Consider the following 20,839-nt stretch of genomic DNA (forward strand, 5'->3'; position numbering starts at 1 on the left):
AAAAAATGGTTTTCAACAATAAGCGGTGCAACTGCCACAAGCTGTGCTCAACAGTAAATAGCTTTTAAAAATTCTAATTTGTGATAGTCAATAAGGTGAGTGTGTTATGCGTGAAGTAAAGTTATCAAAACTATCTAGTCAAATGACGGTATTGTCCATGGGCGTGGCAGCGGTATTATGGTCACAAGCAGTCAGTGCAGCACCTGCAGAAGACATGCCAAGCACCACGTTGCAGACCATTACGGTGACAGCCAATAGCTCAGTACGTGATAAAGTGCAAACCGATTCTGTTTACATAGAAGACTATACGCCTGCACAGCAAGCAAGCCATTTAAGCGATTTCTTAAATGTGGTGCCAGGCGTGACCATAGGCGGTACGTCATCGGTCAACCAGCGCATTCGTATTCGCGGTCTTGAAGACAGCAACCTAAAAGTCACCATTGATGGCGCGCGCCAAGAAGGCAAGCTGTTCTATCATATGGGCGATATCACCATTGATCCTGATTTGCTCAAACAAGCGGATGTGGCAGTGGGCAACAATTCTGTCACGCTCGGTAATGATGCACTTGGCGGCGCGGTTGCTTTTAAAACGGTCGATGCCGCTGACTTACTTAAACCTGGTCAAAAGATTGGTGCCAAGCTAAAAGCAGGTTATGCCAGTAATAATGATGAGCTACTGACGTCAGCCACAGTTTTTGGCGCACCATCTGATAATGTCGATTTATTGGCTTATTATGGCAAGCGTGATACCAGCTCGGGTGAAGACGGTGAAGGCCGTGAGTTGTTTGAAGACAGTGAGAGCGAGAGCTTCTTATTAAAAGCCGGCGCCTATGTTGGTAATGACCATCATGTAGGCGCAAGCTTTAGCCGTACTGATAAAGAAGGGACTTTCCCATTCCGTCCGGATTTTCCAAGCCTCGGCGATGATCCAATCCCGCAAAAAGTAAAGCGTGATACCTATACGCTTGATTATAACTTTAACCCAGCAAGCTCGCTGGTTGACGTTGATACCACCATTTATCAAACCGAGACCCAAATTTCACGTGATAATGACCCGAAAACATCGCCAGGCTATGATTGGGATGCAAAAGTGAAAACTACTGGTGGTAAGATCGAAAACACCAGTGTAATTGATGCAACGTCAGGACGCCATAAACTGATCGCAGGATTAGAGCACTATAAAAAACAGTCAGATTTTTACACCGCTAAAGACCGTGCAACAAAACTGCCCGCATCAGGGGAAGATAGTGCTAAAAATACCTCAGTTTATTTAGAAGACCAATGGCAAATGGGTAAATTTAGCCTAACGCCAGGCGTGCGTTATGACCGCTATGAAGCACCTGATTTTATTGCTGGTGGCAAAACTTACGATAATGTTGTCGGTGCACTTGCCGCAAGCTATGAGATTGCGCCGAGTACGCAGGTTTTTGCTAGCTATACTCAGCTGTTCAATGGCCCAGATTTAGGCCAAGCTATCTTCAATCGAGATGGTGCTGGCACAGTGGTTAACAACGACCTAAAAGCAGAAGAGGGTGATAACGCTGAAGTGGGTGTCGTAACCACCTTGCGTGATCTCACTACGGCTAATGATTCGCTACAACTAAGCGGTAAATACTTTGAAACCAATATCGAAAACTATATTGAATTTATACGCTCAGGTCTAAGCTGTGGACCAAACCTTGGGAATGATTGCCAAGGTGCGGTCAATAAGGACGAAGATTATAAAATAAAAGGTGTTGAGCTGGCCGCTGATTATAAAATGAATAACTTTAGCATGGGTTTAAGCTATGCTCATGCGCGTAGTAAAGGTGAAGATACGGGTTATAGTTTTTATTCACAAACAGGGTCAGGATCAGATGCAGGTGATAAATACATGGTCAATCTAGCGTATCAGCCAACTGATACCACTGAGCTTGGCTGGCGCAGTACCTATGTAGCCCCTGTTACGCAAACCTTTATACTTCGAGGTGACGTTACGGAGCTTAAGAAACCGAGCTATGATGTCCATGATATCTTTATGAGCTACTCTCCAGCTCAAGTAGATGGCTTGAAAGCCACAGTTGGGGTTTATAACCTGTTTGATGAAACTTATGCTAGCCACGGTTCGCGCTTAAATCCAGCTAATGCTACGGCTACAGATTTTGAGATGGGTCGTAATATCAAAACCTCTTTGACCTATCAATTCTAATCTAACTGTTATTGGTAATATCTAAAAGCTAGCTGTCTTTGTATGAGAGCTGGCTTTTTTATGGTCAGTAAATGATGAAGCATGTGATAGCAATTACAACTTTTTTTAAATACCAATCAAAACAACCAATGAATAAAGAAACGATGAATAAAAAACCAATACTAATGACTTCATTTCCCCCTACGTTACGTCAGAGCTGTTTATGGATTCATCGTTATACTGGGCTTGCGATGGCAGCTTTTTTGATCATTGCTGGTATCACGGGCACGCTATTGGCGTTTCATGATGAGTTAGATGATGTGTTCAATCACAAGCTGGCAAATATTGAGTCGCAACACAAGCCGCCACTACCGATCGCCACACTGCATGATGCTGTTATCAGCGCTTATCCACAGTATCAATTTTCTAGTATGCCAACGTCAGTAGCGCTGAACAAATCAGCCGTTTTTTCGGTAGATAGAACGCGAGGTCAGGCAGCAGATAATGCTCCTAAAGCCCCATTTCAAGAAGTCTATGTCAATCCCTATACCAATGAAATCATCGGTACACGTGATAAAGAGGCGTGGGCATGGCGCAATACGATGTATAAGGTATTTTGGTTGCACCGAGATTTATTGCTAGGTGATATCGGAAAATTAATACTGGGTATCGTGTCTTTAATCTGGACGATTAATTGTTTCATCGGATTCTATTTAACCTTTCCAAGAGCAGCTAGCGCCAATAAATCTCAACAAACCGCATTGAGAAAACCATCTGGCAAACCCCGCGCTTCATTTTTTAAACGCTGGCTACCTGCTTGGAAAATCCGCCGTAAGACCAATACTTTTAAGCTCAATTATGACTTGCATCATGCGTTTGGCTTATGGCTCTGGCTCATGTTGTTTGTGATTGCGTGGTCGAGTGTTGGTTTTAATTTAAAACCGATATATCAGCCTGTAATGCAAGCGCTGGTAGGACTTGAAGGTAGAGATGAGGGCAAAAGAAATAAACAAAATAAGCCTGCAATAAACACTGAATCTAATAGTGATGAGGCGACTATTATTAATAATAGCACTAAGACCAATAGCGGTAATAGGGTAGATAAGGCTAATAGTATTGCTTATTTAAGCAGGCAGGCAGAGATCGCCGCGCAAAAAAATGGCGTCGACGTCCAGCAGCTATTGGGAGTGCGTTGGGTAGAAGAGGACAATCAATGGCAAATGCGCTTTAAAACCAATAAAGATATCGGTAAAAAAGGCGGTGCGTCATCTATCACGGTTGACGCCGCAACAGGCAATGTCGAGCGTGTTAATTTTGGCTATCAAAGCTCATTTGGTAATAAAGCTGATCAATGGATGGCAACGCTACACATGGGTCATATCAGCCATGGCGTAGGTCATTTGTTGTATCAAATATTTTTAGCATTGACGGGGTTAGCCGTGGCGGTATTGTTTGGCACAGGTGTTTATCTGTGGGTCAAAGGGCGTCAAAGTCGGTTAAAGCAAAGGCAAAAATTGACGGTTAAAGACAACTCTTTGAAGCGATTACGCGAAACCAGCCATTAAAGAGCAACTATAAGATATGCTGTACTTAAACCATATCCATAATGATGATTATGCAACCTTCAGAGGTAAAGGTGGTAACGTCAATATTACAGAGTACAGCTATCTTTGATAGTATTTATTAAGGTCGCTAACTAAAGCTTTAATTGCAAAAATATACTGTAGGCTATCCCAACGGTAAATATCAAAAAAGCAAATTTTTCACCCAACATTACCCATCTATGCCATCTGTTGTTTTCGTCAAAGTTTTTTGTATAATCTACTGAAGCAATATTTTGAGTAAAATCCATCGGAATAACCAACAACCTTAGAACATACAAAGTCATGCCTAACCAAAACAGCGTATCTGCTATCTCTTTATTCACAGCGTAATAAATGCATAGACAAAAGCTAATGATTAAAATTAATAGAGATAAGTTTCTGTAATTTATCCATCGATGATTCAATAGGATTTTATGCATCAACAATTCCTTTCATTGTTTACAAAGCTTTGTACTTAAACCGCATCGACAATCACTGGGCGACCTTGATGATTGAGCACGCTAACATCGACGTTATACAGATCCTTCATGGTTGCTTGGGTGATGACCTCTGCAGGTTGACCGACAGCCATCACCTGACCCTCTTTCATAGTGACGACGGTATCGGCAAATTGTGCGGCTTGATTGATATCGTGCAGCACGATGACCACGGTTTTTTGCTGAGTATGGCTTAACTCGCGCAGCTCACGCATCAGGCGACCAGCATGGTACATATCCAAATTATTCAGTGGCTCATCGAGCAATAAATACGGCGTATCTTGGCAAACAATCATCGCAATCAATACTCGCTGACGCTGCCCACCTGATAGTGTCGATAAAAAACGCTCGGCTAACGGCGCAAGCTCAAAACGTTCGATAATTTCTTGCACTTTTTGCTGATCGTCCGCCGTCGGTTGCCCTTGGTGATAAGGGTAACGACCAAACATCAGCAGCTCATGCACGCGAAGTCGTCCTTGTACTTGGTTGTCTTGTCCAAGCATCGCCACAGTTTTGGACAAGGTTCGCGCATGACAGCTAACAATATCACGTTCCTCATTATCTACAGCGAAACTGACTTGTCCCGACTGTAGCGGTTGCAAGCGCGCCATGACCGAAAATAAAGTAGATTTACCCGCGCCATTGGGACCAATCAGGGCAATCACCTGTGCGCTTGGTAACGACAACGTAATGTTATGAAGAATTTGCTGTTTGCCAATATGGTACGAGATGTTATTGAGTTTAATCATAGTGGTTCTTACTTTTACAAAGGATCTGATTTTTCATTACTATATCAATGGTTTTTAGATGATTGGCTACTAGGTCAATGACTATTAAATAAGCACGATATTAACGACGCTGAGTCACAAAAATCAATATTAAGAATACCAAGCCACCAGCCAATTCAATCACCACCGATAGCACACCCGCCATGCCCAATAGTTGCTCAAATATCGTCTGACCGAGTACCAAGCAAATCATCGCCACCAAACTGACCAATATCAGGCGCTCGCTGTGATACATATGCCGAGCGATACGATTGGTTAGCGCACAAACCAACAGCCCAAAGAAAGTCACTGGACCGACCAATGAGGTTGCCGTGGCGACCAATACCGCAATGACCGTTAATAGTCCAAACGCTAGGCGTTGATAATTGATACCGAGGTTAATGGCTTGTGATTTGCCAAGCATCAATACGTCACATTGATAACGCCAGCGCCAGATAAACAGTGCGCTAATGGCACAGATAACAATGCTGATACCAAGCAGCTGAGGATTGACTGTATTAAATTGCGCGTAACTGGCAGATTGCACGACGACGAAATCATCAGGATTGATCAATCTGGCAATCAGGGCTGATAAGCTACGAAACAATACCCCAAAGATAACGCCGACCAATATCAGTCGCGTCAAATCTTGACTACTTTTTGAAAACAGCAGCTTAAATAATAATAATGACGCGCCAAACATTAAAACAATTTCAAGGGTGAATTTGGCAAGAGGATTGATACTGGTAAAACTTATTGCGCCCAAAAAGAAAACCAACAGGCTTTGTAATAAAACATATAGCGAGTCAAAGCCCAGCAATGACGGCGTCAAGATAGGGTTGTGCGTCAAGGTTTGAAACAATAAAGTCGATACGCCAATCGCATAACCGACGACCATTAACGCCAGTAACTTTTTACCTCGCAGTGGTAGCGTAAAGTCCCAATGGCCGTTGACGTTGACTGTCAAAAATAGGATGGTTGAGATCAGCAATATGATAGCGGCAATAGATTTTGGATGATTGACTATAAATGTCCAGAGTCGCGCAACACAACTTTGTCCAAAAGTAGTTTTGCCGTTATTTTCTGAAGCACTGTCATCTAGAGTGTTATTGGCTGTGGCGCTAGGCTTAGACGGTGAAAACATGCGTAAATCCTATAGTGCTAGGCTTATCTAATCAGACAAAACAACGATAAAAGAGAGAGAAGAGGCAAAGAGGTTTGATCAGTCGTTATGAATAAAAAACTTTATGGCGAGTTATTTTATTGCTCAGCAGGCGCACGTAATAATAGCCATAAAAACAGTACCGTACCAACGACTCCAAAAACCGTTGCCACAGGCACTTCAAATGGATAGCGAATCGAGCGTCCAATAATATCGCACAATAGCACTGCCGAAGCGCCCAATAATGCCACCGCTGGTAAGCTACGGCGCAATTTATCCCCCATCAGTCGGCTGACGATATTAGGCACGACCAAACCAATAAAAGGAATCATGCCAACGGTTACAACGACAACTGCACTCATCATCGCCACCATACCAACGCCAACCCATGTTACTTGTCGTTTGCTGATGCCTAAATTGAGCGCGATATTGTCACCCAAACCGACGATGGTCAGCTTGTCAGCAATGATATACGCCAGCACGCACAATCCGCCCGTCAGCCATAGCAGCTCGTAACGACCTGCTAAGACGCCAGAGAAATCACCAAACTGCCAAACGCTGAGCATCTGTAACGATTCTGTTTGATAGGCGATAAAGGTCGTCACTGCCTCAATGATACCTCCAAAGACGATACCAATTAGCGGGATCATCAAAAAATCCGTTGGCGGAATGCGGTGGATCAGTAGCATAAACAGCATCATGCCAAATACCGCGGCGATGGTTGCGACACCCATTTTTACCATGAGCGCACTGGCTGGAAATAGCAGGCTAACCATCAATAATCCCAGTGCAGCGCTTTGAGTTGCACCGACCATCGATGGCTCAACGAAGCGGTTTTTGAGCACCACTTGAATAATCATCCCAGCAACTGCCATGGAAACACCGGTCAAGATAATAGCGATGGTACGCGGTAGGCGACTGACCAGTAGCAGTGAGCTGTCGGAGTTGGCGCTATGGTTGATAAGGCTGTGAAATATACCTGACCACGAAAAATCAGCCACACCAATTGATAAGCTTAATAACACCAAAAGCCCCATAATAATGAGGCTGCCCGTGTTGATGACCCACGGTGGTATAGAAGCACGGCGATTTTTAGAGCTTAGACCACGGCTTGCGCTTTTTTGCCAACTCGTTGATGCGGCTGGTAAAGTAGGGCGGGCTTTAACGCTGGTCTGCGCACGAGAGGAAAATAACGGCATATCAGCTACTGGCTTAAAGTGAGGGTTGGCAACTGACAGTGATGACAGTTGCCTAAAAACGAATGACGCTTATTTAACATGTTGCTTTTTTAGCATATTACTTATTTAACGCATCATTTATTTAGCGTTAGCAAAAGCCTCTTTAATGGTCGTCAAATCCTGCATCCATTGATAATAACCGCCAAAGGCAAGATATGAGTCTGGGCTAAGGTAAACCACTTGATTTTTACTCCATGCGTTGGTTTGCGCGACCAATGGATTGTCTAATACGGCTTTGGCACCAGCACCATCTTCACCAATGGCGGCACTGCGATCGACGACGAATAACCAGTCTGGATTGGTTTTTTGTATGTATTCAAACGAGATTGGCTGACCGTGGCGCGCATCGGCGATTTGGTCATCTGCCATCGGAATATCCAGTACGGTATGGATAAAACCGTAGCGTGATTTGTCGCCGTAGGCAGACAGCTTATTGCCATTGACCATGACCACTAAGCCTTTACCTTTATCTTTGGTTAATGTTTTGGTCTCATCAATGAGCCCATCGATATTGCCTTGCAGTTTCGCTGCTTGAGCACTTTTACCGAACAATGCACCCAAATCATGCAAACGCTGCTTGCTCGATTCATAGATATTTGCCGTATCAATCGTCATGTCGAGCGTTGGCGCAATACTGGACAGCGCATCATATTTTTCTGCCATGCGTGAGCCGACCAAGATAGCTTGCGGCTGCATCGCATTCAACGCCTCAAGATCTGGCTCAAATACGGTGCCGACAGTTTTTGGTTCAGGCTGTGTCTTAGACTGTAAATTGTCTAATTTTAGACCGCTTGGCATACCATCGACAGCAACATCAAGCGCGGCCAAATCCTGCATCAACGTCATATCATAGACCACCAACGGCGATGGATTCATTGCCAAGTCGACATTACCTTTTACCGTGTCGACCGTGATTTTTTCAACAGAGACCGCATCGTTATTAGCGACATTCGAGGCATGATCTGCTGTTTGATTTTCAGTCTTAGTGTCCGCGGGCTCGGAGTCGTTAGACTCAGGTGAGCTACAACCTGTCACACTGATCGTAGCAACTAGAGCGGTCACCATAGCAGTCAGTAAAGGGCGTTTGAAAAAAGGAGTAGAGCGGTTAGGCAATAAAATAATAGACATAAATAACTCGGTATATCAGCTGGTTGGACAAAGGATGTATCAAATAATCGGTCATATAAAAGTAAAAAGAACTTCATCGATGTAATGCTTCACACCATACAATGCTCGACGGTATTACTTTTGACGTTATGATTTTTTATGGGTTGTTTTTACGCTTAGCTATTGAGATGTTCAACATGCCTTAATATCTTGAGATTTTGTAATCTTAAAGATTCGCAGTCGATTAGGGGCTATGATAAATTAATTGAGACTCATTATCAATACAAATGATAATGGTTTTTATTACGTCACTTTATTACATGGGGTTTGACTGCCTTGGCACAATAAGCATACATAGCGATATTTGAGAAAGGGTGGTCGAATGATTAAGTAGGTTTTGCTTATTAATAACGCTAAATGATAGGCCGATTATTTGCCTGATAAGCAAAATTATTATAAATTTATTATTGATAATAATTATCGTTTGCATTATTATCTACGCCATTCTACCTCGGTTAATGAATATTAGGGTGTTATGAGTTCAACGGATTTAGACGCGCCACCACTTAAATTGATACTCGCAGCTATTATTATAGTTGTGGGCTTGCACGTGCTGACGGCAGTTGCATTGGTGGCGATCAAGACGCCTGAGATAAAAGTTGAACCAAAAAAAGACACACCACCTATCGAGATAGAGATGGTGACGTTACCTGTCAAAACAGCCGTTCCTGAAGTAGAAGAAGTTCAGGAAGTAACGCCCAAAAAAGCAGTACCTAAAACAGAGTCAAAACCTGAACCTAAAAAACAAGCACCGTCAAAACCTAAAGTAGCTCCAGTAGTGAAGGCTAAGCAAAATGCACCAGAAAAACCGGTGGTAAAAGCCAAAAAGGCTGATATAGCACCTGTCGTAAAAGTAGAAAAAAAGAAGCCTGATATTATTAAAAAAGAGGTGTCGAAAAAGCCAATAGTAGAATCGAAAGTCGATACCTCAATGGCTGATAGTCAACGTGAAGCTGAAGAACGACGTAAGATTCTAGCAGCAGAATCACAAAAGGCCGCTCAAGAAGCCCATGATAGAGCAGTGCAAGACGCTAAGAGAATAGCCGATGCCAAGGCTGCCCGAGAGGCTCAAGCCGAAGCGAATGCCAGAAAAGCAGCAGAAGACAAAGCGGCTAAAGATGCCGCGCAAAAAGCAGCAGCTGCTGCAAGTAATGAACCTGTGAGCTTTACTGCTAGTGCTGCAGACTGGGCATCAGCGCCAAACTTTAGCTTTCCTACTCGAGCCGCTCGTAGAGCATCTTCGGGTGATACATTCAAAGTGGTATTGATATTAAGAGTGAATAAGCAGGGCGGTATTGATAGCGCCCGCGTTGCTCAATCTTCAGGCAATTCAATAGTAGATAAAGAGGCGCAGCGTCAAGTAAGCTCTGGAAAATTCAGACCTTTTACTAAAAATGGCGTACCCGTCGTCGGTAATGTGACATTACCTGTTACTTATAATGTGCCATAAATACATGGTTATTAGTACCAAGCATCGGCGCAATCGCAAATAATCGAACAATGGTAATAAAATACAAAGGAGTCTGACATGGACTTTATGCAATACTGGCAAATCAGCGACATGGTGACAAAAACGTTGTTCTTTTTGTTGCTTGCTTTATCTATTCTTTCTTGGGTGACTGGCATTATTCGTGTGCTACAAAGCCGCAAATTGGCCGCCAATGTTGCAGATGATTTGAGTCAGCAGATTCAAGTAAAACAGGCTGAGATGATAGCAGCAGATGCCACTACTCGCCGTTTGGTTACTGAGCAGATCTTGCTCAAACATATTGGTCGTTACCGTTTTGCCAGTGAGCGCGGCTTACCTATTCTTGGGACGACAGCCGCAATTGCGCCATTTATCGGTTTGTTTGGGACGGTATGGGGAATTTTTCATGCGCTACATAACATTGGCATGAGTGGGCAAGCGGGTTTGGGACAAGTGGCAGGGCCAGTCGGTGAGGCACTTATCATGACAGGTTTGGGGATCGCCGTGGCGATTCCAGCCGTGGTGTTTTATAACCTTGCAGTGCGTATCAATCGCCGTGTGATGTATCACGCCAACGATAGAGCGCATGACTTATTAGCACGTTCTGCCGAAATGGTTGTTACCCAGCAGCCGTTAACGGACAGCAAATCGACTGTTACCCAAGATTCGTTAGCAAAGGGTATGCACTCAAACACAGCAGATGCTCAGCAAGTGACTCATTATCATAATTCAGCCACGTCGCAGCCTTAACGATTATCCATTGATGGGATAGTCCGTTAGGCGATAGTCAAGCGAGCTATATTGCGAATAACCAAATGTATTGAGAGTAATTATGGCATTTCAATTGGGTGATGATGACAGTCAAAGTATGAGTGAGATGAACCTCATTCCGCTTATCGACATCATGCTGGTATTGATGATTATATTTCTATTGACGGCGACCGTACTGAATCCGACAGTGCCACTAGAGTTGCCGAAGACCAGTGCTGCGTTAAATGAGGCGCCACCAGAGGCTATTCAAATTAGCATCGATAAAGACGCAGGGATATTTTGGGACAGCGATGCGATTAGCATGGAGGAGTTAGAGGCACGGTTACAACAGCAAAGTGCTGGAGGTAAAGACCCTTCTGTACAATTGCGTGCTGACAAAGACAGTAAGTATGACACGGTCGCTCAAGTGCTAGCCGCTGCCAGTCAAGCAGGACTTACAAAGATAGCCTTTGTCAATGAATAAGGCGAGTCTATAAAAGACGTGATTATCATATGATGTTTGCTAGATAGCCAACCATCAAAAAGGTAGCTAATATAATAATAAAAAAAATAATAAACTTTTCTCCAGCCTCAATGAGTACTTAAACCTCAAATTAAGTACTCATTGGGGTTTTCTTTTTACCAGCCATAGCCAAAGGGATGATAGCCGTAACCGAAGCGCCCAGGCCCGTAGCCAAACGGATAAGGCGAACGTAGGTAATCGAGATCACGTTGACGGATATAGTAGTAACGTCCTTGCGCGTAGGCTTCTTCTAGCTTTTCGATGCCTTCGAGCGGACAAACGGGCTGCCAGTCGTAGCCTTCGCGACCAAGTTTATAAGCATTGAGCTCGGTGCAGTAGCTTTTGAGACCTTGCTGTCGCCCTTGCTCCCATTGTATGCGGTTGGGCATGGGACCACCTACCTTTGCGCAGCTATCAGCGTAATGACCGAAATAAGCACCTGAACGCCCTTGCAAGCCATCAGCATAGCCGACTTCTTGCCAGTTGCTTTCCTGACATTGCTGCGGGGTAAGATTTTGTGTCGTTGCACAGCCTGATAGGGTAAATAAGGCAGCGCCTACTAGCGAGAGGGTAAGTCCAGTTTTACTCATGAGTTTATGGACACATTTGCTCGCTAGTGAAGCGGTCGATGAGTTTCGCTTAAGAAGATAATTCATAATAAACCTGCGCGCGTTTAAAATTATGGTTTATCATAGCACTTTTTGATGCTGACAACTTTTTGTATCTCGTTATTATGCTGTTTTTTATTCGAGTTAAGTGTTTGATCTATTAGCACATATAGCCAAGCCATCGAGATTAGAAAACGCGAGTGGTTGGTGGTTATCAACTTATCATGCTTGATTTTTAACGGTTCGTGCTCATTATAAGCTTCTATATAGTAGCCAGTATTTAGACAATCATTCGTGAAACAGCCGCACATTAGAACGCTACTGGTTAGAAAATGACTGGTTAAAAAGTTACTGCTCAAACAATCAATGATTGCTTTTTTATAGTTAGCTGGGTAATCACTGTCTTTGTTGTAGCCTGTTGTATAGATTGTAGCGGTTTTATTTTTTAGTACATTTTCATTTATCCAAAAGGCCGGACCATCATGGGAACATTCGTTGGCGTTATCATTGTACTATTTGTATTAGGGAGTATGATGGCGCTCAAACCTAACGGTATCGATCAGCGTTTGGATAAGCTGCGCATGACCGCGCGTCGTTTGCAATTGAATCCAAAGCTGGTGAGTTGTCCTGATTGGATCAAAGGTAAAGACAATGAATATGGGCGTGGAATGTTAGGTCAATACTGTTTAGTGTTAGATGATGTGCAGCTGCCGCACACACGCTATCAAGTGATTGATGGGCAATGGCGACCAGATAGTAGTTTTGTCGATACAAGCAAAGATGATGTTAAGCTCACGATTCCAAGTGCGATTCGTGCTAATAACAGCACTAATAATACGATTGTCAAAAAAACCAATTTTAGCTTGGATAAAGCACCGCTAGATTTGCCAGTCAGTATTGAGCCGTTTGTTAAAGGTTTGCTGACTAAGGCCAATAGTATCGTGATTTATTGGGAAGATATCGCTTATGTACGTCCTTCATCCAATCCCGCTTATCAGCAAAAATTGATTGAAGCAGATTTGTTGGTGCTCAAAAAACAGCTTGAACAATGGGCGTCAGAGATGCAAAAGCGCCTATAAAACGGCTACAAGGTAGAAAATCATTTTTTAATCTCCATTTATAAGCAATATGCAAGCACTTTTGGCAAACTCTCAGTCATTTACAGTTGACAGTGTAACGCTTAGCAGTGTAACGTCTTTATAACTGACTCTTTATCTTATGGTTATTGTTTGTTTTATAAACGTTTTTTTAAGCAGCTATTACTATAATGATTCACCGCGCTACTATAACTCACAATTATAAATTGCCATGCTGCTGTATTTATTCTTACTTTTAATTTACTCATATAATAATGGTGTCGTCACATATGGCAAAAACCGCAACCAAAAAAAGTCCAGCGCCCGCTGCTGGTAATCCCAAAGGCAGTCCAAAGGGCAAGTCTTTGGTGATTGTAGAATCACCTGCCAAGGCAAAAACAATCAATAAATACCTTGGCGATGACTTTATCGTGCGCTCCAGTATTGGTCATGTCCGTGATCTACCGGTTGGCGCAAGCAAAAGTGCAAAAAAACCAACAACGACTAAAAAAGATGACAGTCTAAGCAAAGAAGAAAAAACCCAGCAAGCCTTGGTACGGCGCATGGGCGTCGATCCAGAACATGACTGGGCAGCAGTTTATGAAGTATTACCAAATAAAACTAAGGTCATTAAAGAGCTTAAAGCCTTAGCTAAAGACGCTGACAAAATCTATCTGGCAACGGATATGGATAGAGAGGGGGAGGCGATTGCGTGGCATCTTAAAGAAGTCATCGGCGGCGCTGACAGTAAGTATGAGCGTGTGGTTTTTAACGAGATTACCAAATCAGCCATTCAAAATGCCTTTAAGCAGCCATCCAAACTCGATATCGACCGTGTCAATGCCCAACAAGCGCGGCGCTTTTTAGACCGTGTCGTTGGCTTTATGGTATCGCCGCTGCTGTGGCAAAAGGTTGCTCGCGGTCTCTCTGCAGGTCGCGTTCAGTCCGTTGCTATGCGTCTGGTCGTAGAAAGAGAACATGAAATTCGCGCCTTTATACCAGAAGAGTATTGGCAAATTCATGCCGATACTCACGTTGCCAGTAACAAAAAGGACGCTGAGCAAATTGCGATTCGCTTAGAGGCGACCAAGCAAGGCGGCAAAACGCTTAAGCTTGTCAATAAAGAGCAGACTGATAAAGTCTTAGCAGTGCTTAACTCAAGCGACTTTATCGTCAAAGAGCGTGAAGAGAAGCCAACGCAATCGCGTCCGAGTGCGCCATTTATCACCTCGACATTGCAGCAAGCAGCCAGCACACGATTGGGCTTTTCAGTTAAAAAGACCATGATTTTGGCGCAGCGCTTATACGAAGCGGGTCATATTACTTATATGCGTACCGACTCGACTTTCTTATCTGGTGATGCACTTGCTGCGGTACGTGGCTATATCGAAGACAGCTATGGCGCAAAATACGTACCCGAAAAGCCAAATTTCTACGGCAACAAACAAGGTGCACAAGAGGCGCATGAGGCGATTCGTCCTTCTAACGTCAATATGAAGTCAACGCAGCTTAAAGGGGTTGAGCGTGATGCCATCCGCCTGTACGAGCTGATTTGGCGTCAGTTTGTCGCTTGTCAGATGCTGCCAGCAAAATACTTGTCAGTGAATCTATTCGTCGCTGCTAATGATGTCGAGCTAAAAGCACGTGGTCGTACGTTAGTATTTGATGGTTATACCAAGGTTATGCCACCGGCAAAAATTGACGATACCTTATTACCAGATGTGAAAAAAGGTGATAAATTAATACTAGATAAGCTCGATCCGAGTCAGCATTTCACCAAGCCGCCACCGCGCTATACCGAGGCAAGTTTGGTAAAAGAGCTTGAGAAAAAAGGCATCGGTCGTCCATCAACTTATGCGTCTATCATCTCGACCATTCAAGATCGCGGCTATGTGAAGCTTGAGAACAAGCGCTTGTTTGCTGAAAAAATGGGTGATATCGTCACCGACAGACTAACCGCAAGTTTCCCAGATTTGATGGATTATACCTTTACCGCCGCGCTAGAAGACAAGCTTGACCATGTGGCAGAAGGTGATACAGATTGGAAGGATGTCCTCGATAATTTCTATGGCGACTTCAAAACAACGCTTGATCGCGCCAAAGAAAAAGACGGCATGCGTCCAAATGATCCCACTGACGTACCGGACGTGCATTGCGATCTTTGCGATCGTCCAATGCAATTACGTACTGGCTCAACGGGTGTATTCTTAGGGTGTACTGGCTATAATTTACCGCCAAAAGAGCGCTGTAAAGGCACTAAGAATTTAATGCCCGTCGAAGCTTTTGCCAATCTTGATGAGGCAGAAGGTGATGATGAAGCGGCAGAAGTTCGCGATTTGATGGAGAAAAAGCGTTGCCCGAAATGTAGCACGGCAATGAATGGTTATATCGTCGATGGCGGTCTGAAACTGCATGTGTGTGGTAACAATCCTGATTGTGATGGTTATGTCTTAGAAGAAGGCAAGTTCGAAGTGCCTGGCTCTGATTCTCCAACCATTGACTGTAATAAGTGCGATGGACAAATGGAGCTAAAGACGGGACGTTTTGGTCCTTACTTCGCTTGTCAGCAATGTGATAATACGCGTAAAGTTCTAAAAACAGGCGAAGCCGCACCGCCGCGCATGGATCCTATTCATCTACCAGAGCTGAAATCAACCAAGCACGATGATTACTTTATCTTGCGTGAAGGGGCAGCTGGGATGTTCTTGGCGGCGTCTAAATTCCCGAAAGTACGCGAGACACGTGCACCCAAGCTGGCTGAGCTACGCGAAATCAAAGATAAAATGGAAGATAAATTCCAGTATCTTTTTGAAGGTCCAGATGAAGATCCAGATGGTAATCCAACCATTTTACGCTGGTCACGTAAGAAGAAAGAGCAATATATTGGCTCTGAGAAAAATGGCAAGGCCACACGTTGGGGTGTGTATTGGCGTAATGGCAAATGGGTAGAAGAGTAAGTCTGTCTTACTTTTACCATCAATCGCTTTAAATAAAAAAACCTCTTAGATAATCTAAGAGGTTTTTTTGTGCTATTCATAGTTGTGCTATCAATAACAGCTAAGTTCATATGCTATTAGTTCTTTTCAATGATACCGCAAGCAACGCGGTCGCCTGCATTACCAGCTGGTTGGCTAGTATAGTCATCAGCACCGCTATGCACGATAAAGGCTAGACGATTAACGCTATATTTACCTGCATCAGCGACAGAGATTTTCTTATTCACATAGTTAATAGTAGCCACGCCATCTGCATTGGCAGTCAGGCTCGGCAAGTCGCCAGCATGACCATTCATATCATCAGGATTAGAGTGAGGCTTATTGTCTGGATTAAAGTGACCACCTGCCGCTTTACCCATATCAGCACAGCTGCCTGTTTCGTGAATGTGTAATGATACTGTTTTGCCTGGCTGCAAATTCATCAGCTTACCGTAGACTTGTACGCCGCCATCAACTGGACGTAAGAATACTTGACCCACTTCATTTTTATTACCAGCAACAGCATTAATAGTAGATTTTAAGGCGGGTTGGCTAAGTGGATTGCCAGTTTGCATTTGACCTTCGACCGTTTGGCAACCCGTCATTACTAACGCTGAACCACATAATAGCGCACTTGCAAGCATCGTCTTATTCATTGTTTTCTCCAATGGTTTTTAATGTTTAGTTATTTTTGATACAAAACTAACTCTTAAATGTTTAGAGGTAAGTGTTTTTTGATTTCTATAAACATTCGTTAATATCGTTATCAGTATAGCCAAGCGTTAGATATAGTTATTCACCAAATGCGCAACAATCGGTTAATAAATGTAAGTATCGTATGGGTTTTAAATTGTTTACGGGATTGTCTTTACTTCGTTTTGCCATACTAGAGTTTCGCCAGTCTCCATCGTTTGCAATAAATTATAGCGAGGCATATCAGTCTGATCGTCTGCTGTTGGCGATATTGATTGTGAAGGTTGCAAACTCAAACTAAGAGTGCTCTGGCTATTACTGATAAGCTTAGCAAGTTCGCCCTCAATTCTATTACCAGTAACACCGCAGCCCATGAGCGTTTGTGGTCCCGAGCCAACTAGCAATGTATAATCTTTCATCAAAATATAAGGACCACCGATACCATTGCAGCTAGAACTAAAAAATGCGTATTGACTATCGTCATACCCTCTAAATTTTAGCGACACTGGAAACTCTGGATGATAAAAATGACCAATAGACTCTCGAGATATTACCTGCCCTTTGTCATTAATAGTATTACGAACGGCGCTAACCAGTCGCCAGTCATAGCGCTCTAACAATGCCTTATCAATAGGCAGTCCAGTCGGTTCTTTAAATGTCCTAGGTGTACCATCAAATGTTAACGTATTGCCATTTTCGATTTTAATGACCAAATTTTTCGATGCCATTTGAGTATGAACAAGTTTGTTTGTTGCGACTGGCAATAGCTCAACGTCTAATTTAATAATATTATTATCGTTAGGAAATAACTTTTTGATATTTGTATTACTTAATTTATTTTCAGGAGCAGTTTTGCAGGTCGAAGGTCTTTCTCTGAGCTCGCTACCGTACTCAAAAGGCGGTGCGGACATCCAGACGAATTTGATAGCAAAATGTTGGCAGCCTTGAAACAAGCTTAACGAACTGGGCGCTACTTCTAAAGTAATCGGCGCGTCAGTGTTAATATTAATAGCGTTGCTTTTTTTGTCTCCAACTTGTGTTAACTGCCAATGATAATTACTTGCCCATTGCAGCGTCGTAACTTCGTTAGCTGTTTCATCAGCTACCACTACAATTTTTTCTTCCAGCTTTTCAGTTTTTATGATGGGCTGATATGATATTGGGGTAGAAGTGCTAAAGCCCGTCATCATTGAGTTAGTAGGTATAGAGTTATCTTTTGCAATATTGGACTGACAGCCTGTTAACGCTAAATAAAACGAAACAGTAAGTAATAAGGATATAGTTAAGCGGTTTAAAATCAGGTGGTTTAACATTATGGTTATTACCAAATAAACATTTGTTTAAAATATAGCGCAGAGTTTTAACCAGATTGTTTTTTATTTTTGCCAAGGATTATTGCCAAAAAAAGCCGCCTACATTGCTGTAAGCGGCTTTTTCATTCTAAGACTAAGCTAATAAGGTCAAATTATTGATGATGCGATTAATTATGCAGCGCTTTGCCTTTGGTTTTATCAACCGTGACTTTGGCAGGTTTTAGTGGCACTGGCATACTGACCAATGCGACTTTTAATATCTCATCAATCGTCGCGACAGGCTGAATGGTCAGACCTTCTTTGACGTTATCAGGGATATCGGCCAAGTCGCGCTCATTAGTCGCTGGAATCAACACATGCTTGATACCGCCTCGATGAGCAGCTAGCAGCTTCTCTTTAAGACCGCCGATACGCAGGATTTTACCACGTAAGGTAATCTCACCTGTCATGGCGATATCTGGACGAATAGCAATACCAGTTAAAGCGGATACTAACGCTGTCGTTAGCGCGCCACCAGCAGATGGGCCATCTTTCGGGGTCGCACCTTCTGGCATATGCACGTGGACATCGGTAGTTTTAAAGGTCTCGTAATCAATACCCAAGCTATCACCGCGAGCACGTACTACGCTCATCGCTGCACGAATCGACTCTTTCATGACATCGCCGAGTGAACCGGTAAAGCTTAGCTCGCCTTTACCTTTCATCGCCACCGCTTCGATGGTTAATAGCTCGCCACCGACTTGTGTCCAAGCAAGACCCGTAATACGACCAATCTCAGGCTCTTCTTCCGCTAGACCGTAGTCGTACTGATGGACGCCTAGATAGTCATCGATGTTTTTGTCATCGACCACGATTAGCTGACGTTCTGCTTTCTTCGGAGCACGTGCGCCATGGGTTTCAACCGAACCGCGAACAACTTTACGGCAGATTTTATTGACTTCACGCTCAAGGTTACGCACACCGGCTTCACGGGTATAGCTACGCACGATGCTATGCAATGCCGCTTCTACAATCTCAATTTCACCTTCTTTGAGACCGTTGTTTTTAATCGCTTTTGGCACAAGATATTTCTGCGCAATATTGACCTTTTCTTCTTCGGTATAACCCGGTAGACGAATGACTTCCATACGGTCAAGCAGGGCAGGCGGGATATCCATGCTGTTGGCAGTACAGATAAACATCACTTGCGATAAATCTAAGTCCATATCTAAATAATGGTCGTTAAAGGTATCGTTTTGTGATGGATCTAGCACTTCAAGCAACGCTGATGCTGGATCACCGCGGAAGTCTTGCGCCATTTTATCGATTTCATCCAATAAAAATAGCGGGTTTTTAACTTCGACTTTTGCCAATGACTGCACAATTTTACCCGGCATCGCACCGATATAGGTACGGCGATGACCGCGGATTTCCGCTTCATCACGGACGCCACCAAGCGCCATACGCACAAACTTACGACCCGTTGCGCGCGCAATCGATTCACCTAATGAGGTTTTACCAACACCCGGAGGACCAACTAAACAAAGAATCGGACCACGAAGCTTTTTCACCCGCGATTGTACGGCTAAGTATTCTAAGATGCGGTCTTTGACATCTTGTAAACCATAATGGTCTTCGTCTAAGACGGTTTTGGCTTTATCTAAATTAATCGAAACTTTGGTCGTCGCATTCCACGGCGTATCCAAAATCCACTCAATATAGTTGCGCACCACTGACGATTCACTCGATGCAGGTGGCATCATTTTGAGTTTCTTCAGCTCTTGCTCTGCTTTTTTGCGCACATCTTCTGGCAAGTCAGCATCTTCTAGGCGCTGTTCAAGCTCAGCCACGTCATCTTCACCATCGAACGCACCGTCATTCATATCTGACAGCTCATTCTTGATGGCTTTCATTTTCTCGTTTAAGAAGTACTCACGCTGGTTGTCTTCCATTTGCTGACGAACCGCATCTTGGATATCTTGCTCGATATTTTGCTCAGCGCTTTGCTTCACTAAGTACTCGGTCAAGGTATTGATGTGGGTTTTGATATCGTCTTCTTCTAAAAACGATTGCTTAATATCCAAATCCATCGACACGCGGGTTGAGATGAAATAGACCAATTCAAGCAAATCATCGATGCGTTTTGCTACGCGAGTTAGCTCACGGGCATTACGTAAACGAGCGTCGGCATAGCCTTCAAACAATGTGGTTAAGGCTTGGATGGTGTTTTTTTGCTGGCTCTCATCCATACTGACATCGAGGTCGGCACGGTCAAAGCTTGCCATCAATAGCTCGTCATGATTTTCAATGTTATTGACGCGCGCGCGGTATTGACCTTCAATCAATACTTTGATGCAATTTTCATCGCTATCATGCGGCATGGTACTGACGATGCGGCACACAGTTCCGTACTGATACAAGTTATCTTGATCAATATCTTCGGTTAGCGAGTCTTTTTGCGCCACGACCAATACTTTATTACCATATTCGGCTTGTGCCAATTCCACGGCTTTTACCGAGGGCGCACGACCGACAAACAAGGCAATCTGCATATGCGGATAAACAACCACATCGCGCAATGCCAGTAGCGGTAGATAGTTTTCTTCAGCGTCTTTAGCTTTAATGTCTTCAGAATCGCTGTCTTTACTCTCATTGTCTTCGACAGTTTCATTTTTAACCGTTTCAGACGCCGACTCGTTTTCCAACATATCGTCAGATGAAGTATTTAGCGCATTATCATCAGAAACGTTAGATGAAACGTCGACATCGATGTCGATATTGTCTTGGGCAATTTTATGTTCACTCATATATTCTTCCTCGTTCACCAGACTTGTAAAGTCAAGTTAGTGGTTCATGTTTAGATAAATGGTGCT

Annotated in this window: 15 protein-coding genes; 7 read left to right on the forward strand and 8 right to left on the reverse strand. The window is 43.5% G+C overall.

The features are described 5' to 3' along the window. Positions 1-106: 106 nt before the first annotated feature. Entirely contained in the window at positions 107-2,188 is a 2,082-nt protein-coding gene (locus I3257_RS01630; protein WP_193008655.1) for a TonB-dependent receptor, read from the forward strand. Positions 2,189-2,352: 164 nt separating this feature from the next. Beyond that, the gene (locus I3257_RS01635) at positions 2,353-3,732 is read left to right on the forward strand and encodes a PepSY-associated TM helix domain-containing protein (RefSeq protein WP_238048608.1); all 1,380 of its coding nucleotides are present in this window, start codon (positions 2,353-2,355) and stop codon (positions 3,730-3,732) included. A gap of 493 nt (positions 3,733-4,225) precedes the next feature. On the opposite strand, the gene I3257_RS01640 is transcribed toward I3257_RS01635, so the two are convergent. The 4 genes from I3257_RS01640 to I3257_RS01655 all read right to left on the reverse strand — a co-directional run bounded on the left by I3257_RS01640 (position 4,226) and on the right by I3257_RS01655 (position 8,542). Continuing rightward, entirely contained in the window at positions 4,226-4,996 is a 771-nt protein-coding gene (locus I3257_RS01640) for an ATP-binding cassette domain-containing protein (RefSeq protein ID WP_238048609.1), read from the reverse strand. A gap of 100 nt (positions 4,997-5,096) precedes the next feature. Further along, positions 5,097-6,158, reverse strand: coding sequence for an iron chelate uptake ABC transporter family permease subunit (locus I3257_RS01645; protein ID WP_238048610.1), 1,062 nt, complete (start codon positions 6,156-6,158; stop codon positions 5,097-5,099). A 116-nt stretch (positions 6,159-6,274) separates the two neighbouring features. After that, on the reverse strand, positions 6,275-7,375 hold the full coding sequence (locus I3257_RS01650; protein WP_238048611.1) for an iron chelate uptake ABC transporter family permease subunit: 1,101 nt from the start codon (positions 7,373-7,375) through the stop codon (positions 6,275-6,277). Positions 7,376-7,492: 117 nt separating this feature from the next. Beyond that, positions 7,493-8,542, reverse strand: coding sequence for a siderophore ABC transporter substrate-binding protein (locus I3257_RS01655; protein ID WP_238048612.1), 1,050 nt, complete (start codon positions 8,540-8,542; stop codon positions 7,493-7,495). A 514-nt stretch (positions 8,543-9,056) separates the two neighbouring features. Here I3257_RS01655 and I3257_RS01660 point away from each other — a divergent pair. The 3 genes from I3257_RS01660 (at position 9,057) to I3257_RS01670 (ending at position 11,283) form a co-directional block, all read left to right on the forward strand. Beyond that, positions 9,057-10,031, forward strand: coding sequence for an energy transducer TonB (locus tag I3257_RS01660; RefSeq protein WP_238048613.1), 975 nt, complete (start codon positions 9,057-9,059; stop codon positions 10,029-10,031). A 78-nt stretch (positions 10,032-10,109) separates the two neighbouring features. Further along, positions 10,110-10,799 (forward strand): MotA/TolQ/ExbB proton channel family protein, encoded by a 690-nt coding sequence (locus I3257_RS01665; RefSeq protein ID WP_201560368.1) that lies wholly within the window; start codon positions 10,110-10,112, stop codon positions 10,797-10,799. An 82-nt stretch (positions 10,800-10,881) separates the two neighbouring features. Continuing rightward, on the forward strand, positions 10,882-11,283 hold the full coding sequence (locus I3257_RS01670) for a biopolymer transporter ExbD (RefSeq protein ID WP_045444454.1): 402 nt from the start codon (positions 10,882-10,884) through the stop codon (positions 11,281-11,283). A gap of 155 nt (positions 11,284-11,438) precedes the next feature. On the opposite strand, the gene I3257_RS01675 is transcribed toward I3257_RS01670, so the two are convergent. Further along, on the reverse strand, positions 11,439-11,912 hold the full coding sequence (locus tag I3257_RS01675) for a DUF2799 domain-containing protein (RefSeq protein ID WP_109589456.1): 474 nt from the start codon (positions 11,910-11,912) through the stop codon (positions 11,439-11,441). A gap of 500 nt (positions 11,913-12,412) precedes the next feature. On the opposite strand from I3257_RS01675, the gene I3257_RS01680 reads away from it, so the two are divergent. Both I3257_RS01680 and topA read left to right on the forward strand, forming a co-directional pair. Next, on the forward strand, positions 12,413-13,009 hold the full coding sequence (locus tag I3257_RS01680) for a hypothetical protein (RefSeq protein ID WP_238048614.1): 597 nt from the start codon (positions 12,413-12,415) through the stop codon (positions 13,007-13,009). Positions 13,010-13,296: 287 nt separating this feature from the next. Continuing rightward, on the forward strand, positions 13,297-15,963 hold the full coding sequence (gene topA / locus I3257_RS01685; protein ID WP_238048615.1) for a type I DNA topoisomerase: 2,667 nt from the start codon (positions 13,297-13,299) through the stop codon (positions 15,961-15,963). Between the two features lie 116 nt (positions 15,964-16,079). Here the strand turns inward: topA and I3257_RS01690 are convergent, their stop codons facing one another. The 3 genes from I3257_RS01690 to lon form a co-directional block, all read right to left on the reverse strand. After that, positions 16,080-16,637 (reverse strand): superoxide dismutase family protein, encoded by a 558-nt coding sequence (locus I3257_RS01690; protein ID WP_238048616.1) that lies wholly within the window; start codon positions 16,635-16,637, stop codon positions 16,080-16,082. A gap of 198 nt (positions 16,638-16,835) precedes the next feature. Then, entirely contained in the window at positions 16,836-17,987 is a 1,152-nt protein-coding gene (locus I3257_RS01695; RefSeq protein ID WP_238048617.1) for a hypothetical protein, read from the reverse strand. 167 nt (positions 17,988-18,154) lie between these two features. Next, positions 18,155-20,773, reverse strand: coding sequence for an endopeptidase La (lon, locus tag I3257_RS01700; RefSeq protein WP_238048618.1), 2,619 nt, complete (start codon positions 20,771-20,773; stop codon positions 18,155-18,157). Between the last annotated feature and the right edge of the window lie 66 nt (positions 20,774-20,839).

It is taken from the genome of Psychrobacter sp. Ps7, from assembly GCF_022129225.1.
Lineage (GTDB): Bacteria > Pseudomonadota > Gammaproteobacteria > Pseudomonadales > Moraxellaceae > Psychrobacter > Psychrobacter immobilis_A.

Coding starts and splice junctions, on each gene's coding strand:
- I3257_RS01695 (WP_238048617.1), bottom strand. CDS start 17,987: ATGTTAAACCACCTGATTTTAAACCGCTTAACTATATCCTTATTACTT.
- I3257_RS01680 (WP_238048614.1), top strand. CDS start 12,413: ATGGGAACATTCGTTGGCGTTATCATTGTACTATTTGTATTAGGGAGT.
- lon (WP_238048618.1), bottom strand. CDS start 20,773: ATGAGTGAACATAAAATTGCCCAAGACAATATCGACATCGATGTCGAC.
- I3257_RS01635 (WP_238048608.1), top strand. CDS start 2,353: ATGACTTCATTTCCCCCTACGTTACGTCAGAGCTGTTTATGGATTCAT.
- I3257_RS01665 (WP_201560368.1), top strand. CDS start 10,110: ATGGACTTTATGCAATACTGGCAAATCAGCGACATGGTGACAAAAACG.
- I3257_RS01650 (WP_238048611.1), bottom strand. CDS start 7,375: ATGCCGTTATTTTCCTCTCGTGCGCAGACCAGCGTTAAAGCCCGCCCT.
- I3257_RS01690 (WP_238048616.1), bottom strand. CDS start 16,637: ATGAATAAGACGATGCTTGCAAGTGCGCTATTATGTGGTTCAGCGTTA.
- I3257_RS01640 (WP_238048609.1), bottom strand. CDS start 4,996: ATGATTAAACTCAATAACATCTCGTACCATATTGGCAAACAGCAAATT.
- I3257_RS01660 (WP_238048613.1), top strand. CDS start 9,057: ATGAGTTCAACGGATTTAGACGCGCCACCACTTAAATTGATACTCGCA.
- I3257_RS01630 (WP_193008655.1), top strand. CDS start 107: ATGCGTGAAGTAAAGTTATCAAAACTATCTAGTCAAATGACGGTATTG.
- I3257_RS01645 (WP_238048610.1), bottom strand. CDS start 6,158: ATGTTTTCACCGTCTAAGCCTAGCGCCACAGCCAATAACACTCTAGAT.
- I3257_RS01655 (WP_238048612.1), bottom strand. CDS start 8,542: ATGTCTATTATTTTATTGCCTAACCGCTCTACTCCTTTTTTCAAACGC.
- topA (WP_238048615.1), top strand. CDS start 13,297: ATGGCAAAAACCGCAACCAAAAAAAGTCCAGCGCCCGCTGCTGGTAAT.
- I3257_RS01675 (WP_109589456.1), bottom strand. CDS start 11,912: ATGAGTAAAACTGGACTTACCCTCTCGCTAGTAGGCGCTGCCTTATTT.
- I3257_RS01670 (WP_045444454.1), top strand. CDS start 10,882: ATGGCATTTCAATTGGGTGATGATGACAGTCAAAGTATGAGTGAGATG.